This is a genomic window from Acinetobacter sp. NIOH-H-8 (assembly GCF_046635365.1).
Classification (GTDB): Bacteria; Pseudomonadota; Gammaproteobacteria; order Pseudomonadales; family Moraxellaceae; genus Acinetobacter.
Genome location: NZ_JBHDVN010000034.1, coordinates 16,024 through 30,573, shown reverse-complemented (window position 1 = coordinate 30,573; position 14,550 = coordinate 16,024). Strand labels below are relative to the sequence as shown.

The window sequence follows — 14,550 nt, the reverse complement described above, 5'->3', positions numbered from 1 at the left end:
TTGCTATAGACCACATTTAAGTTTAAATATGAACACCCCGAATCAGAGGTATGAGCAAACTAAAACCGAGCTAATTGCTTAACTCGGTTTGAAGTGGAATACTGTCAATCTATTTCAGGACAAGACATAATGCGAGGAAACGGCTCATCGCAATCCGAAGCTGTTTTAAATAACCGGTAAAGAAATGATTTGCGCCAGGCAAGATCGTGACCAGATGACGTTGAGGCTTGGCCCATTCAATCATGTCGGATAAAAGCGTGACATCATCCGCTTCACCATGAATAAATAAAATATCACCTTTGATCTGTGGAGTAACATAGTGACGTAGGCCAGCTACGGTCGCAGTCGGTAGGCCACACAAAATCACTTTTGAAGGTTGCAGTTCAACGGGCAGGGCGGCGTAACACTTGGCCATGACATGTGCACCAAAACTGAAACCGCCTGCAAAGAAAGGCAGGCCAATATGCTGGCGACGCGCATATTTAATGACTTCAAGTATATCATCCGTTTCACCAAAGCCTTCATCATGCAGACCGGCACTTTGACCAGAACCACGGAAACTTGGACGATAGACAACACAACCACGCTCTAAAAACATTTGTGCCAGTAACACTGGAACCTTATGTTGTGGTGTGCCACCTTGTAATGGATGGGGATGACAAACAATCGCGAATCCTTTCACTTCACCCTGAGGATAATCCACAAAAACCTCAAGTTGGCCAGCAGGGCCTTGGAGGAAGATTGGTTCGGACATAGAAAACCGATAAATTGCAGGAGAATTTTCTATTTTAACGATTATGATAAATAAAAACATGAATTGGAATTAAAATAAGTCTACTGATATAGTTTGATTAATCATTTTTTAACCAGGTTGCTATGCTTGCTTTAATTTCTCCAGCCAAGACTCTAGATTACGAAACGCCTTTACCTACCGATCAATTTACTCAGGCAAGATTGCTGGAACATTCCCAGGAATTGATAGAAGTTGCCCGCAAGTTATCAGCAACTGAAATTGCCAGCTTAATGAGCGTCAGTGAAAAAATTGCCAATCTGAATGCGGAACGCTTTAGAGACTGGCAGCCAGATTTTGATTTTTCCAATGCTCGTCAGGCAATCTTTGCCTTTAAAGGGGACGTTTATACCGGTCTGGATGCTTACCAGTTAAAGCAGGATCAGATTCATTACGCACAGAACCATCTGCGTATGTTATCCGGCCTATATGGCTTATTGCGTCCGCTGGATCTGATGATGCCTTACCGTCTGGAGATGGGAACCAAGTTGACTAACCCACGTGGTGCTCATCTCTATGAGTTCTGGGGACATACCATCACTGACCTGATCAATCATGATCTGGCAGCAGCAGAGTCTGAAATTCTGGTCAATATTGCCTCTGATGAATATTACAAGGCAGTGAAAGAAAGCAAAATTCAGGCTGAAATCATCAAGCCGGTATTTTTAGATCAGAAAAATGGCAAATATAAAGTCATCAGCTTCTATGCCAAGAAAGCTCGTGGATTAATGGCGCGCTTTATCATTGAAAACAAGATCAAACGAACTGAAGACTTAAAAGCCTTTAATACCGATGGGTATTATTTTGATGCTGAAAGTTCATTAAAAGGTGAGTTGGTATTTAGACGTGATGAGCAGCTGGCTGCTTAAGGTAAAAGATTTACCCAAGGCTGAATGAAGAAATTTTCTTAAAAGTCTTGGGTGAATTTAAGTTTAGCAATATTGAATTGAATAAAAATTAAAAAAAAGGAAGGAACTTCCAAAATATCATTTATTTAGAAGAATTTTTAACAGGAAATGGATAAATTTTTTAGAAGAAAAGCTAAATAAAATAATGAAAGCTATAGGGAGCTTTAAAAGATATTTTTCACTCGATAAATTTATATAGTAAAGACAAATTTCTAAAAAAATAAAAAATAGAATCAATCAATTAATTTCTTTTAATATTCAAAAAATGACTAAAAAATAAAAAAATATGGCTCAGAAAATTATGATTAATTGAATAAGAAGTATAAAAAAATTAAGAATATAAAAACTCTAAATAATTGAAAAAACTGCATTTTATCGGGTTATTTGTAAACTATGTCACAATTTTATTGTTATTTTGTTAGCATAATTTCAATGCTGTTACATAACTCAACTACAAAAATGAAAATTTATACAATTCCTATTTTTGTGCTGATGGTGGGTTTACTCGGTTATTGTGTTCACCAACAGGCCGAAACAAGAAAACATGAAGAGCTTCATCAGATTCTGAAAGAAGTACAACATTCAACTAAATTGCTGAATGCAAATCGGCCCCGACCTTAATAGATTTGTACTAAGCTCTTTGATTAGGGAATCAGGTACAAAGATAAAAATAAAATTATAATAAATAAAAGAAAATTTAATAATAGTAGAACTAGATTATATTAATTTTTAATAAAATATAAATTCTAAGAAGCAATCAGAAATCAATGTGTTATAATTTGCAAAAGATAAAGTTAGATCAAATTTACTTAAATTAAGTATTTGATTCTAATGATGAAAAAAGCTGCATAGGGGTTATGCAGCTTTTTTGTTTAGATTGTTTTTTGAGTTTTTCTAGCGCAGTTTTCTTACTGTTCGCTATTGAAACATTTTGACCCGCTAAAGGGCGAAGCTGGCATATTCGTTGCTAACAGATCCTTAAAATTCATGAAGTTTTCTATAAAATTTCCTGGATTCGGCGGCATGCTTAAAGCATAAAGTTTACTCAATAGGGGCTAGGTCATGACGACTCCTAATCCATCTTCAGAAAATATGCTGGAACGTCTGTTCAAACTGAGTGAAAACAAAACCAGTTTCCGTACAGAAGTTCTGGCAGGTGTAACCACGTTCCTGACAATGTGTTACATCATTATTGTTAATCCGATGATTTTATCCGAAACAGGGATGGATCATGGGGCTGTCTTTGTAGCCACTTGTCTTGCAGCCGCAATTGGCTGTCTGGTAATGGGGCTTATTGCCAATTATCCAATTGCACTTGCACCGGGTATGGGCCTGAATGCCTTCTTTACCTACTCAGTCTGTCTGGGAATGGGTGTGCCTTGGCAAACTGCATTAGGTGCAGTATTTGTATCTGGTCTGGTCTTCATTGCCATCAGTATGTTCAAAATACGTGAGGCGATTGTCAATGCCATTCCAATGTCACTCAAACTGGCGATTGGCGGTGGTATTGGCCTGTTCCTGGCCCTGGTTGCACTGAAAAATGCTGGCATTATTGTGGATAATCAAGCGACCTTGGTGGGTCTGGGTGATTTAAAACAGCCAACAGTTATGCTTGCGCTACTTGGCTTCCTGTTAGTGGTAGTAATGCATCACTTCAAAGTACGTGGTGCGATCATTATCAGTATTTTGGTAATCACTGCCATTTCTACTGCTTTAGGTTATAACCAGTTCCAGGGTGTAGTGGGTCAAATTCCTTCACTCGCACCAACCTTCCTGCAAATGGACTTTCAAGGTCTGTTTACAGCCAGCCTGATCGGTGTGATCTTCGTATTCTTCCTGGTGGATCTGTTTGACTCTACTGGTACGCTAGTAGGTGTTTCACATCGTGCAGGTCTACTGAAAGATGGTAAGTTGCCGCGTCTGAAAAAAGCATTATTTGCCGATTCTTCTGCGATTGTTGCTGGGGCGGCGTTAGGTACTTCTTCAACTACTCCTTATATTGAATCATCAGCGGGTGTTGCAGCAGGTGGTCGTACCGGTCTGACTGCCGTCGTAGTTGGCTTGCTGTTCATTGCCTGCTTGTTCCTGGCTCCATTGGCTCAATCTGTACCAGGTTTTGCTACTGCTCCAGCATTGCTATTTGTCGGTGTATTGATGATTCAGGGTATTGTCCATATTGAATGGGATGATATTACTGAAGCGGTTCCGGCGTTCCTGACCATTGTATTCATGCCATTTACGTACTCAATTGCAGATGGTATCGCAATGGGTTTTATCAGCTATGCGCTGATTAAACTGCTGACAGGTAAAGCGAAAACTGTTCCATACATGGTATGGATCATCGCAGTACTATGGGCATTGAAGTTCTGGATGTTTGGCGGCTAATTTTTGTCGAATATCAAAAGGGTGTAAACTCAGTTTGCACCCTTTTTTATTTTTCTCAGGTTTAATCAGGAGTAGCGATGAACCGTCTTGAATTGATTCAGGCCTTGCCAAAGGCTGAGCTGCATGTGCATATCGAAGGTACCTTTGAACCTGAGTTAATGTTTGCGATTGCACAGCGTAATGAAATTAGCATTCCTTATAAATCAGTTGAGGAAGTGAAGCAGGCTTATAATTTCCATAATCTGCAATCTTTCTTGGATATCTACTACGCGGGTGCCAATGTTCTGATTCATGAACAGGACTTTTATGATCTGGCCTGGGCGTATTTTGAAAAATGCGCAGATGACAATGTCGTGCATACTGAAATGTTCTTTGATCCGCAAACCCACACCGATCGTGGCATTGCTTTTGAAACCGTGATCAATGGCTTGCAGAGAGCCTGTGATGATGCGAAAGCTAAATTAGGCATTACTTCACATCTGATCATGTGTTTCCTACGTCATCTTAGTGAAGAAGCAGCATTTGAGACATTAGAGCAAGCACTGCCTTATAAAGATCAAATCATTGGAGTAGGGTTGGATTCAAGTGAAGTCGGGCATCCACCGTCTAAGTTTGAACGTGTTTTCGCTAAAGCACGTGAAGCCGGTTTTCTAGTGGTTGCACATGCGGGTGAAGAAGGTCCGGCAGAATATGTCTGGGAAGCTTTGGATTTATTAAAAGTAAACCGTATTGATCATGGGGTACGTTCTGAGGAAGATCCAGAATTGATGCAGCGTTTGATTGCAGAGAAGATGCCGCTTACAGTATGTCCACTTTCAAACCTGAAACTGTGTGTGGTAGATGATATGCAGCAGCATAATATCCGTCGCCTGTTGCAGCACGGCGTGCATGTCACAGTGAATTCAGATGATCCATCGTATTTCGGTGGTTATATGAATGACAATTTCATTGCCATTGCTGAAGCTTTGGACCTAAGCAATGATGAGCTAAAACAGCTGGCGATCAATTCTTTTGAAGCTTCATTTATTTCTGATGCTGAAAAACAGAAATGGATCAGCCTGATTCAGGCACTCGTTTAAAATATCATTCCAGTAAATTTGTTAGCCCAAAGAGGGTAGAGTTAGTTCGCTCTGCCTTTTTATTTAATCCGATATATGAACCGAAGATGAAATTAAAATTCCTGTGGCCTGTTCTGGCTGTTAGCTTAATCAATCCTGCTTGTGCAGATACCTCAATGACTCAGAAAGCACTGAAACCTCTGATTGAATATCAGTGTGGCCAAGAGCTGAAAGATTCCAAAGTCTGGAAAATGGGGACTTATTTCATGGCTGAAGCCAATAAACAGCATTTACAGCAAAAAGTATGTGGCTGTGTAGGTGAGCATGCCTTGGAAGGTGTTCCGGCTAAAACCCTGTTAAAAGCAACCGTTGATGAAGAAACTAAAAAAGAGCTGACCCGTAAAGCAATTGCCAATAGCTTAAAAGGCTGTATGGGCGAGTTTATCAATTAAGGATTTTTGGGTGCTGGCTTATCCAGACTTTACCTTTAGATTAGTAGTGAGTCTTCTTTCCTGTGATGGCTGTGAATCTGGCTGTGCGCAGATTAGACATCATGGCGCATTTTTAGATTTCTTATTGCGATAAACTTCGGCACAATAGCTGTATATTTTAAAAGTTGAAAAAAGGATAAAATCCGTGAAAAAATTATTGGCTGTTGTTGCTCCATTAGCACTTGTTCTTTCTGCCTGCGTAGCACCCCAAGGTACAGGCACCCCAACTCAAGCAAGTACAGGTCAGCAACTCGGTTCTGCAGCCATTAAAATTGCCATCAATGCAAAATGTGTTACTGAACTAAATAATATTCCGGCTTGGCAAACTGCAACACGTTTAATGACAGAAACACAAAAACAGAATATCCAGTCTGAAATTTGTGGTTGCGTGAGTGAAAAAGCACCACAAAACGTGACTGCGGTAGATTTGGCGACTGCAGCAATTGATCCGACAGCACGTGCAACCATTGTAGGCAATGTCGTTGCAAATACTATTAACGCTTGCGTGGCTGAAGCGGTAAACTAAGTCAAAATCAAATTTGAATAGGCTGACTGGTTCAGCCTATTTTTTATGGGAAATAAAATGAATATTGCTGGTGTAGATGAAGCAGGGCGTGGGCCATTAGTAGGATCGGTGGTCGCTGCGGCTGTGATATTGGATCCGAATAACCCGATTGAGGGCTTAAATGATTCCAAGAAGCTAAGCGAGAAGAAGCGCGAAAAATTTTTTATTGAGATTCAGGAAAAAGCACTGGCTTGGGCCATCGCTGAAGCCTCTGCGGCAGAAATCGACGAGCATAATATTTTGCAGGCCTCTTTGCTGGCAATGCGCCGCGCTGTGGAAGCATTAAGCATTCAGCCGGAACATGTACTGGTCGATGGCAACAAGATTCCTCAGGGTCTTGCGATGAGCTGTGATGCGGTTGTAGGTGGGGATGCTCTGCATCCTGAAATCTCGGCAGCCAGTATTCTGGCAAAAGTGACCCGGGATCGCCAGATGGTAGAGATGGATCAGAAGTATCCACAATTTGGCTTTGCCAAGCATAAGGGTTATCCGACCAAAGCACATTTTGAAGCGATTGCCTTACACGGGGTGATTGATGAGCACCGTCGTAGTTTCGGACCGGTGAAAAAAGTGCTGGCAGCGTTGCTTGATCAGCAGCAGGCAGGATAAAGTCTGATTATTTTGCTATGCAGTTGAAAGTTAGGCAAATTAAAAGCGGCTTAAAAGCCGCTTTTATATTCGTACAAAATTAACGGTTAAAGTTATTTTGTGTCTGGTTATCATCTTCATAAGAAGAAGGCTGATAATCCTGGTCAATATGCTGAAGATGTTCATGCATTGCACGTTCATGCTGGATACGCTGGTAAATCTCTTCACGGTGTACAGAGACTTCTTTCGGAGCATTTACCCCAATACGAACCTGGTTGCCTTTTACGCCAAGTACAGTCACGCTGACTTGGTCTCCGATCATTAAAGTTTCCCCGACGCGTCGAGTCAAAATCAGCATGTTTCTCTCCTTGCAAAATGCAAAACCTGCAATCTATTGAATGTAATAAAAAAACACAACCTAAAATTATATAATTAAAGTTTGAATAGAAAGTCCTGTCCATGAAATGAAGAGGTTAACTATCCAGACTGTTGAAAATCCTTAGGCTTAATATAACAGAGCCACTATAAAAAAAACTATAGTGGCCCTGCATTTTTGTAGAGATTTAATGAAATACTGTCAGACAATGACGGTATTTTGTAGTTCTCTTAAGCGCGTGCGCTAGATTCACCATGTTCACGGTCTAAACCAAACGCAGTGTGAAGTGAGCGAACTGCAAGCTCAAGATAATTCTCTTCGATAATTACTGAAATCTTGATTTCAGAAGTAGAAATCATCAGGATGTTGATGCCTTCATCAGCAAGGGCAGTGAACATTTTGCTCGCTACACCAGCGTGAGAACGCATACCTACACCTACGATAGACACTTTTACGATGTCATCACGAGTTGCAACTTCACGTGCGCCAATCGCTTGAGCAGTTTCTTCAAGAATTTTTTTGGCTTTAGCGAGTTCACCGCGGTTTACAGTAAACGTGAAATCAGTTGTACCATCTTCTTCAACGTTCTGGATAATCATATCCACTTCGATATTGGCATCACCAATTGGTTTAAGAATTTTAGATGCAATACCTGGCTCATCTGGAACACCCAGAATAGTCAGTTTAGCTTCGTCGCGGTTGAACGCGATACCAGAGATAATTGGCTGTTCCATGTTGTCTTCCAGTTCAGTAGTAATAAGAGTTCCGACGTTGTTTTTGAAGTCTTCGTCAAATGCGCCATCATTGTCATTATCGAAGCTTGAGAGTACGCGTAAAGGCACTTGGTACTTGCCTGCAAATTCTACAGAGCGAATTTGAAGAACTTTAGAACCTAAAGATGCCATTTCCAGCATTTCTTCGAAAGAGATACGGTCTACTTTTTTCGCTTTAGGCGCAACACGAGGGTCAGTCGTATATACGCCATCAACGTCTGTGTAAATCTGACATTCATCCGCTTTAAGCGCTGCAGCAAGTGCGACACCTGAAGTATCAGAACCACCGCGGCCTAAAGTTGTGGTATTGCCATCAGCATCAAAGCCTTGGAAACCAGCCACCACGATCACGCGGCCTGCATCCAGGTTTTCAGTCAATACATCGGTATCAATAGATTCGATACGTGCTTTGGTGAATGCGCTGTCAGTTTTAATACCAACCTGGCGACCAGTTAAAGATTTAGCTTCAACGCCAATTGAATTCAGCGCCATAGCTAACATGGAAATCGTTACCTGTTCACCCGTAGAAACCATTTGGTCAAGTTCACGTGGGTCAGGGGTTTCGGTAATGGCTTTCGCGAGAGCAAGCAAGCGGTTGGTTTCACCACTCATAGCAGATACGACTACAACCACCTTGTGGCCATGGTCATGCCAGCGCTTCACACGACGAGCAACATTGAGAATGCGCTCGGGAGTACCCATTGAGGTACCGCCATATTTTTGAACGATTAATGCCATAGTTGTTCCATATAAACCATGACCCTGATTTTCCGATCAGGGTCAGTTACACAAAATGAAGTTTTTATTTTGCTTCAAGCCAAGCTGCTAAATCAGCCATCACTGGAGCAAACTTCTCGTTAAGTGGCGCGCCACCTTGTGCCAAGTCAGGTTTACCACCACCTTTACCACCTAGCTCAGTTGCCAAGTGTTTGATGATGTCACCCGCTTTAATAGAAGCAGTAAAGTCTTTAGCTACAGATGCAATCAAGCTAACCTTGTCACCCTCTACACCTGCAAGAACAATGACTGCATTTTCTAATTTTGATTTCACACCATCGTGCAGGTTACGTAGTGCTTTCGCATCCATAGCCTGAACAGTCGTGATTAATGTTTTACGACCAGCAAGCTCTTGAACCTGGCTTAAAAGTTCACCGGCTTGTAGGCTTGCCAATTTTTGATTCAGCTGTTCAATCTGTTTTTGCAATTGATGCGCAGTGTCCACCACAGCTTCAACTTTTTCGACTGTTTGATGGTTCTGTGCTTTTAACAAACCATTGATATATTGAACATCACGATCGACTTTCTGTACGGCTTCAACCGCTTTAGTACCGGTTACGGCTTCAATACGACGTACACCTGCTGCGACACCACCTTCAGAAGTGATTTTGAACAGACCGATGTCACCTGTACGTTTCACGTGAATACCGCCACACAGCTCGATTGAGAAGTTTTTTTCGTCAATCACTGAACCCATAGACAATACGCGAACTTCTTCACCGTATTTCTCACCGAACAGCATCATCGCACCTTTGGCTTTCGCAGATTCGATGTCGAGCAGTTCAGTGGTAACAGGGGTGTTGGCAATCACTTCGGCATTTACCAGACGTTCAATTTCTTGCAGTTGCTCAAACGTTACAGGCTGATCGTTAGCAAAGTCGAAACGTAATACGTCAGACGCAACCAATGAACCTTTTTGTTGTACGTGTGAACCCAGGATTTGACGTAGGGCAGCGTGTAGCAAGTGAGTTGCAGAGTGGTTACGTGCAGTTGCGGCACGAATGTCGGCTTTAACCGTTGCTTCCACGTTTTGAGTAACTTTCAAGTTACCCATAGTCACGATACCTTGGTGAACGAATGCACCACCAGATTTTTTGGTATCTTGAACTTCGAAAATACCGGTATCGTTTTTGAAGAGTCCTGTATCACCGATTTGACCACCGCTTTCTGCATAGAAAGGAGTCTGGTTAAGAACGATTAATGCTTCGTCGCCTTCAACCACTTCGTCAACTTGCTCGCCATCTTTATAGATTGCGATGATTTGACCTTCGCCTGCAGTTGCATCGTAACCGTCAAACTGAGTTTCACCTTCAACTTTCACAACAGAGTTGTAGTCGATCGCAAATTTGCCAGCATCACGTGCACGTTGACGCTGAGCAGCCATTTCTTTTTCAAAGCCAGCTTCATCAATCGTTAAATCACGTTCACGTGCGATGTCTGCTGTAAGGTCGGTTGGGAAGCCATAGGTATCATAAAGTTTGAATACAACTTCACCTGGAATCACAGAACCTTTCAGTTGAGCTAATTCACCTTCAAGCAATTTCAAACCTTGCTCAAGTGTTTTCGCGAATTGTTCTTCTTCTTTCAGCAATGCAGCTTCGATACGTGTTTTGTTTGCTTCAAGTTCAGGGTAGGCAGCACCCATCACTTCAATCAAAGGCTTCAACATTTTGTGGAAGAATGAACCTGTCGCACCCAATTTGTTACCGTGACGAACTGCACGGCGGATGATACGACGTAGGACATAACCACGACCTTCATTCGAAGGGTTCACACCATCCGCAATCAGGAAGCAGCATGAACGTGCATGGTCAGCAACCACTTTAAGTGATGCAGGGTATTCAACTGGTTTGCCTTCAGCTTGTGCTTTCGCTTCAAGTTCAGCCGTATCTAAACCAATGATTTCAGCAGCTGCTTTTAACAAGTGCTGGAATAGGTCGATTTCGTAGTTTGAGTTGACATGTTGTAGAACCGCAGAAATACGCTCAAGGCCCATACCGGTATCAACAGAAGGTGCTGGAAGAGGGTGCAGGACGCCATCCGCAGTACGGTTGAACTGCATGAATACGTTGTTCCAGATTTCGATGAAACGGTCGCCATCTTCTTCAGGCGTACCAGGCAGGCCACCCCAAATGTGCTCACCGTGATCATAGAAGATTTCAGAACATGGACCACAAGGACCAGTATCGCCCATTGCCCAGAAATTGTCTGATGCGTATTTTTCGCCTTTGTTATCACCAATGCGGATAATACGGCTGGCATCTAGACCAACTTCTTTATTCCAGATATCAAACGCTTCGTCATCAGTGTGATACACAGTTACGTACAATTTGTCTTTAGGCAGTGCCAGCCATTTGTCGCCGGTCAGAAATTCCCAAGCAAATTTAATCGCATCACGTTTGAAGTAATCACCAAACGAGAAGTTACCCAGCATTTCAAAGAATGTGTGGTGACGAGCTGTGTAGCCAACGTTATCTAAGTCGTTGTGTTTACCACCTGCACGTACACATTTTTGTGAAGATGTTGCACGAACGTAGTCACGTTTTTCCAGACCCAGGAAGCAGTCTTTAAACTGGTTCATACCAGCATTGGTAAACAATAATGTTGGGTCGTTGGCAGGAACCAGAGAACTCGACGCGACACGTGTATGCCCTTGCGATTCAAAGTAGCTTAAAAAAGCTTCGCGAATTTCAGCTGATGTCATAAAACGAGTACTCACAACCAAGTCACTCCATAATTTCCGATTTGGCTAAAAACATCACAGTCTGACAAGAAGGTTGGTTCTCTGCTGCAATGCGGGGCTTAAATATTTAAAAACGCCAAATTATAACGGAAAATGCCTGTTCAACCAATGATTTTCATATTTATAGATCATAAAACTATAAGGAATGAATATTAGAAAAATCAGAAAAATGCCCTGCAAAATCAAAAGCTATTGTCATTACAGCAATTTATCTTAATTCTCGCTGATAGAAAGACTGGATTACTTCAAGCAAAGCATGAATTTTTCGATGAAATATTGGACATTCTGTGTAATTTTTAGTGGATTTAGCTGAATAGTTATCAGTCAGCTGGATAATTCCATTAATATAGGCGCACAAAGTTTTATGCCGCAGTAGGGAACGTCGATGCAACGTATCGCAATTAATGGTTTTGGACGAATCGGACGCAATGTGTTGCGTGCATGGTTTGAAAATCCGAAAGATTTTAATTTTGACATCGTTGCCATTAATGACGTTGCCGACGTTGAAACCTTATTGCATTTATTTAAATATGATTCTACTCATGGCCGTTTCCCGGGGCAGGTTGATCTGACGTATGAAGATGAGTATGCCTACCTGCATGTCACTTATCGCGATGCTTATCAGAAAGTTCAGGTGTTAAGACAGGCGAATCCGGTGGAAATGCCTTGGCGGGAATTGAATATTGATGTGGTATTGGAATGTACCGGCCTGTTCCGTTCGCGTGAAGCAGCGACTCAGCATATTACTGCCGGGGCAAAACGGGTGATTATCGGCGCTGCACCGTTTGATACAGTGGATGCCGCAATTGTCTATGGCGTCAACCATCGAGATGTCAAAGAAAGTGACCAGATTATTTCCAGTGTTTCCTGTACTACGCAGGCATTGGTACCGCTAGTCAAAATCATTGATGATGCCTTTGGGATTGAAACTGCACTGATGACTGAAATTCACGCGGTGACAGCGGATCAGTCAGTACTGGATCATGCCCATCGTGATTTAAGACGTGCCCGTGCTTCCGGGCAAAATATTATTCCAACCACATCTTCAGCTTTGGGTGCTTTAAAACGCGTAATGCCGAAGATGGAGAACCGGATTGATGGTTATTCGATTCGCGTGCCAACCATTAATGTCGCAGCAATTGATCTGACTTTTATTTCTCAGTCACCCATTACTGATCATCAGTTAAATGAAGTATTAATTAACGCTGCACGTCAGGATTTTGCTGAAATCATGTCTGTGACAGATGAGCCTTTGGTCTCTAGCGATTTTAATCATTCGCCTTATTCATTGATTGTGGATCTGACCCAAACCCTGGTAGTGGGGCATCAGGCTAAAGTATTTGCCTGGTATGATAATGAATGGGGTTATGCCAACCGTTTGCTGGATCTCTGTGAATCCTTTTATACAGATTAAGCTATTTTGAAAGCATCCCAAATGGGGTGCTTTTTTATGCAAAATTAAAAAATTAGAAGAAAATGAATAAGAAGTTGAACGTAATTGATCGAAAAGCTCCGGATTTATGCCGAATATTTCTATGATCTGGATATTTTTTCGTTAAGATAAAGATAATTAAATGGAATAAGAGCAAGCACATGATGTTGATCTGGGGATTTATTATATTACTGACCTTGGCTGTAATCTTTTTGATCTGGCTGCAATTTAATAATAATGAGAGTTCACAAAGTGTGGAAGGCGTGCCAGTTGAGGAAAAAGTGGCGCATCTGGAAGAAAATTTAAAAAAGACCTTGGAAATTATGCAGGATCTGGCGAAAAAGATGCATGTACAGCAGGAAGTACTGGATCAGACTACAGCCAAACTGCAAAAAGTTGAACTGCAAAATGCAGAACTGGTAAATCTGCTCGCTAAAGTAGTAGAACCAAAGTCATAAGACCTTTTTATGCTGGCCTAGCCTTATATAAAGGATTTAAACCAGTAACGTTCTTAAAATAACTGCCGACGCCATGCTAATCAAAATGGTCGGCAGCATGCCAAAGCGTGATGCAACGAATAGTGTCACCATTATAGCGATCAGATCAGCCGGATCATCTCGTAAAAAATATGGGGTGATCATCGAAATCAGTACACAACCTGGATTTACTTCCAGAATTTTACGCTGACGATTATTTAAGGTTTTGTTCTTGAGTAGGACATAGCCAAGTATCCGGGCGCAGTAAGTCGTTAGCGCCACCAATAAGATTGCAATAAAAGTGCTCATCTGAATCATGCTTCATCCTTCTGCATGAGCCAGAAGGCAGAGGTAATGCCTGCAAGTGCGCCAATCAGCACATACCAGTTGCCCGGTAGATAGCTATAAGCCAGAGCAGCACAAATAAAACTGATTAGCCAAGGTCTGGCTTCAGTAAAGCCTTTCCACATACTTTTCAGCAAGACCAGCATAATGGCGGGGAAAGCCATATCAAAACCAAAACGGTTAATATCACCTAGCACAGGTCCAAGCAGGGCACCGAGTGTCGTAAAGCCGACCCAGGCCAGATAAAGAACAATACATAGCCCGGCATAATAAGGCAGACTAAAAGCATATCGATAACCAAACTGTGCCAGTCGACGCTGTGCATCTGTCAGGCTTAAGGCCCAGCTTTCATCGACCATAAAAAATAATGCCGGAAAGATTTTTCGATTTGGAAGATGTCTTAAATAAGGTACTAAACTGGCACCGAGCAGAATATAGCGGCTGTTAATGAGAAAACTAATAAAGATTAAGGTAAGCAGATGCGGTGGATCAGTCCAGGCTTCTAAAACTGCAAACTCGGAACCGCCAGCAAAGTTCAGCCCGGTCAGCAAGGGAACCTCAAGCAGGCTAAAATCTTTTTGTGCTGCTGTTGCGCCCAAGACCAGCGCGAGAGGAATTACACCCAATAATAAAGGCATGCAGTCTTTCACACCACGCTAGAATTCACTCAGAGGAGTAGCATCAGAAGGCGTAATACGTGGCTGGAAGGGAGGCATGAGATGATCGGGTTTTATTCTAGAAGGAGAAAGAAAGTTTATAAGAAATATAGGAGTCTTTGCAGTGCCTTTAAACTCTACCAGAATGATGCTGTTTTCTTGGTCATTTAAGTTCCCACATTGAGTT

Annotated in this window: 14 protein-coding genes and 1 pseudogene; 9 read left to right on the top strand and 6 right to left on the bottom strand. The window is 42.0% G+C overall.

The window, feature by feature from the left end:
- Nucleotides 1-109: 109 nt before the first annotated feature.
- Nucleotides 110-754 carry an alpha/beta hydrolase gene (locus ACEWB7_RS12405; protein ID WP_411580873.1) on the bottom strand — a complete coding sequence of 215 codons (645 nt, stop codon included), beginning with the start codon at nt 752-754 and terminating at the stop codon, nt 110-112.
- 122 nt (nt 755-876) lie between these two features.
- Between ACEWB7_RS12405 and yaaA the strand changes: the two genes are divergently transcribed.
- The 7 genes from yaaA to rnhB all read left to right on the top strand — a co-directional run bounded on the left by yaaA (nt 877) and on the right by rnhB (nt 6,806).
- Nucleotides 877-1,659, top strand: coding sequence for a peroxide stress protein YaaA (yaaA, locus tag ACEWB7_RS12400; RefSeq protein WP_262738232.1), 783 nt, complete (start codon nt 877-879; stop codon nt 1,657-1,659).
- A 471-nt stretch (nt 1,660-2,130) separates the two neighbouring features.
- Nucleotides 2,131-2,319, top strand: a complete 189-nt coding sequence (locus ACEWB7_RS12395) for a hypothetical protein (RefSeq protein ID WP_004784216.1) — start codon at nt 2,131-2,133, stop codon at nt 2,317-2,319.
- Nucleotides 2,320-2,760: 441 nt separating this feature from the next.
- The gene (locus ACEWB7_RS12390) at nt 2,761-4,083 is read left to right on the top strand and encodes an NCS2 family permease (protein WP_004815389.1); all 1,323 of its coding nucleotides are present in this window, start codon (nt 2,761-2,763) and stop codon (nt 4,081-4,083) included.
- A gap of 77 nt (nt 4,084-4,160) precedes the next feature.
- Nucleotides 4,161-5,162: an adenosine deaminase gene (locus ACEWB7_RS12385; RefSeq protein ID WP_004815391.1), complete on the top strand. Its 1,002-nt coding sequence runs from the start codon at nt 4,161-4,163 to the stop codon at nt 5,160-5,162.
- Between the two features lie 86 nt (nt 5,163-5,248).
- Entirely contained in the window at nt 5,249-5,593 is a 345-nt protein-coding gene (locus ACEWB7_RS12380; protein WP_004815392.1) for a hypothetical protein, read from the top strand.
- A gap of 184 nt (nt 5,594-5,777) precedes the next feature.
- Nucleotides 5,778-6,158 (top strand): hypothetical protein, encoded by a 381-nt coding sequence (locus ACEWB7_RS12375; RefSeq protein WP_312309746.1) that lies wholly within the window; start codon nt 5,778-5,780, stop codon nt 6,156-6,158.
- Nucleotides 6,159-6,215: 57 nt separating this feature from the next.
- Nucleotides 6,216-6,806 carry a ribonuclease HII gene (rnhB, locus tag ACEWB7_RS12370; protein ID WP_312309744.1) on the top strand — a complete coding sequence of 197 codons (591 nt, stop codon included), beginning with the start codon at nt 6,216-6,218 and terminating at the stop codon, nt 6,804-6,806.
- 79 nt (nt 6,807-6,885) lie between these two features.
- On the opposite strand, the gene csrA is transcribed toward rnhB, so the two are convergent.
- From csrA to alaS, 3 genes are all read right to left on the bottom strand, one after another.
- On the bottom strand, nt 6,886-7,143 hold the full coding sequence (csrA, locus tag ACEWB7_RS12365) for a carbon storage regulator CsrA (RefSeq protein WP_004784202.1): 258 nt from the start codon (nt 7,141-7,143) through the stop codon (nt 6,886-6,888).
- A gap of 248 nt (nt 7,144-7,391) precedes the next feature.
- Nucleotides 7,392-8,672, bottom strand: a complete 1,281-nt coding sequence (locus ACEWB7_RS12360) for an aspartate kinase (RefSeq protein ID WP_262738227.1) — start codon at nt 8,670-8,672, stop codon at nt 7,392-7,394.
- A gap of 64 nt (nt 8,673-8,736) precedes the next feature.
- Nucleotides 8,737-11,430, bottom strand: coding sequence for an alanine--tRNA ligase (gene alaS / locus ACEWB7_RS12355; protein WP_312309741.1), 2,694 nt, complete (start codon nt 11,428-11,430; stop codon nt 8,737-8,739).
- A 409-nt stretch (nt 11,431-11,839) separates the two neighbouring features.
- On the opposite strand from alaS, the gene ACEWB7_RS12350 reads away from it, so the two are divergent.
- Nucleotides 11,840-12,868 carry a type I glyceraldehyde-3-phosphate dehydrogenase gene (locus tag ACEWB7_RS12350; protein WP_312158220.1) on the top strand — a complete coding sequence of 343 codons (1,029 nt, stop codon included), beginning with the start codon at nt 11,840-11,842 and terminating at the stop codon, nt 12,866-12,868.
- Between the two features lie 179 nt (nt 12,869-13,047).
- Nucleotides 13,048-13,344, top strand: a complete 297-nt coding sequence (locus ACEWB7_RS12345; RefSeq protein WP_005236433.1) for a hypothetical protein — start codon at nt 13,048-13,050, stop codon at nt 13,342-13,344.
- Between the two features lie 36 nt (nt 13,345-13,380).
- Here the strand turns inward: ACEWB7_RS12345 and ACEWB7_RS12340 are convergent, their stop codons facing one another.
- Together ACEWB7_RS12340 and ACEWB7_RS12335 are read right to left on the bottom strand one after the other, a co-directional pair.
- A complete protein-coding gene (locus ACEWB7_RS12340) occupies nt 13,381-13,680 on the bottom strand; it encodes an AzlD family protein (protein WP_312309738.1) in 300 nt (99 codons plus the stop codon).
- Nucleotides 13,677-14,363 (bottom strand): annotated as a pseudogene (locus ACEWB7_RS12335) (AzlC family ABC transporter permease); the annotation flags it as partial. The gene ACEWB7_RS12340 and the pseudogene ACEWB7_RS12335, both read right to left, overlap by 4 nt.
- Nucleotides 14,364-14,550: the final 187 nt, after the last annotated feature.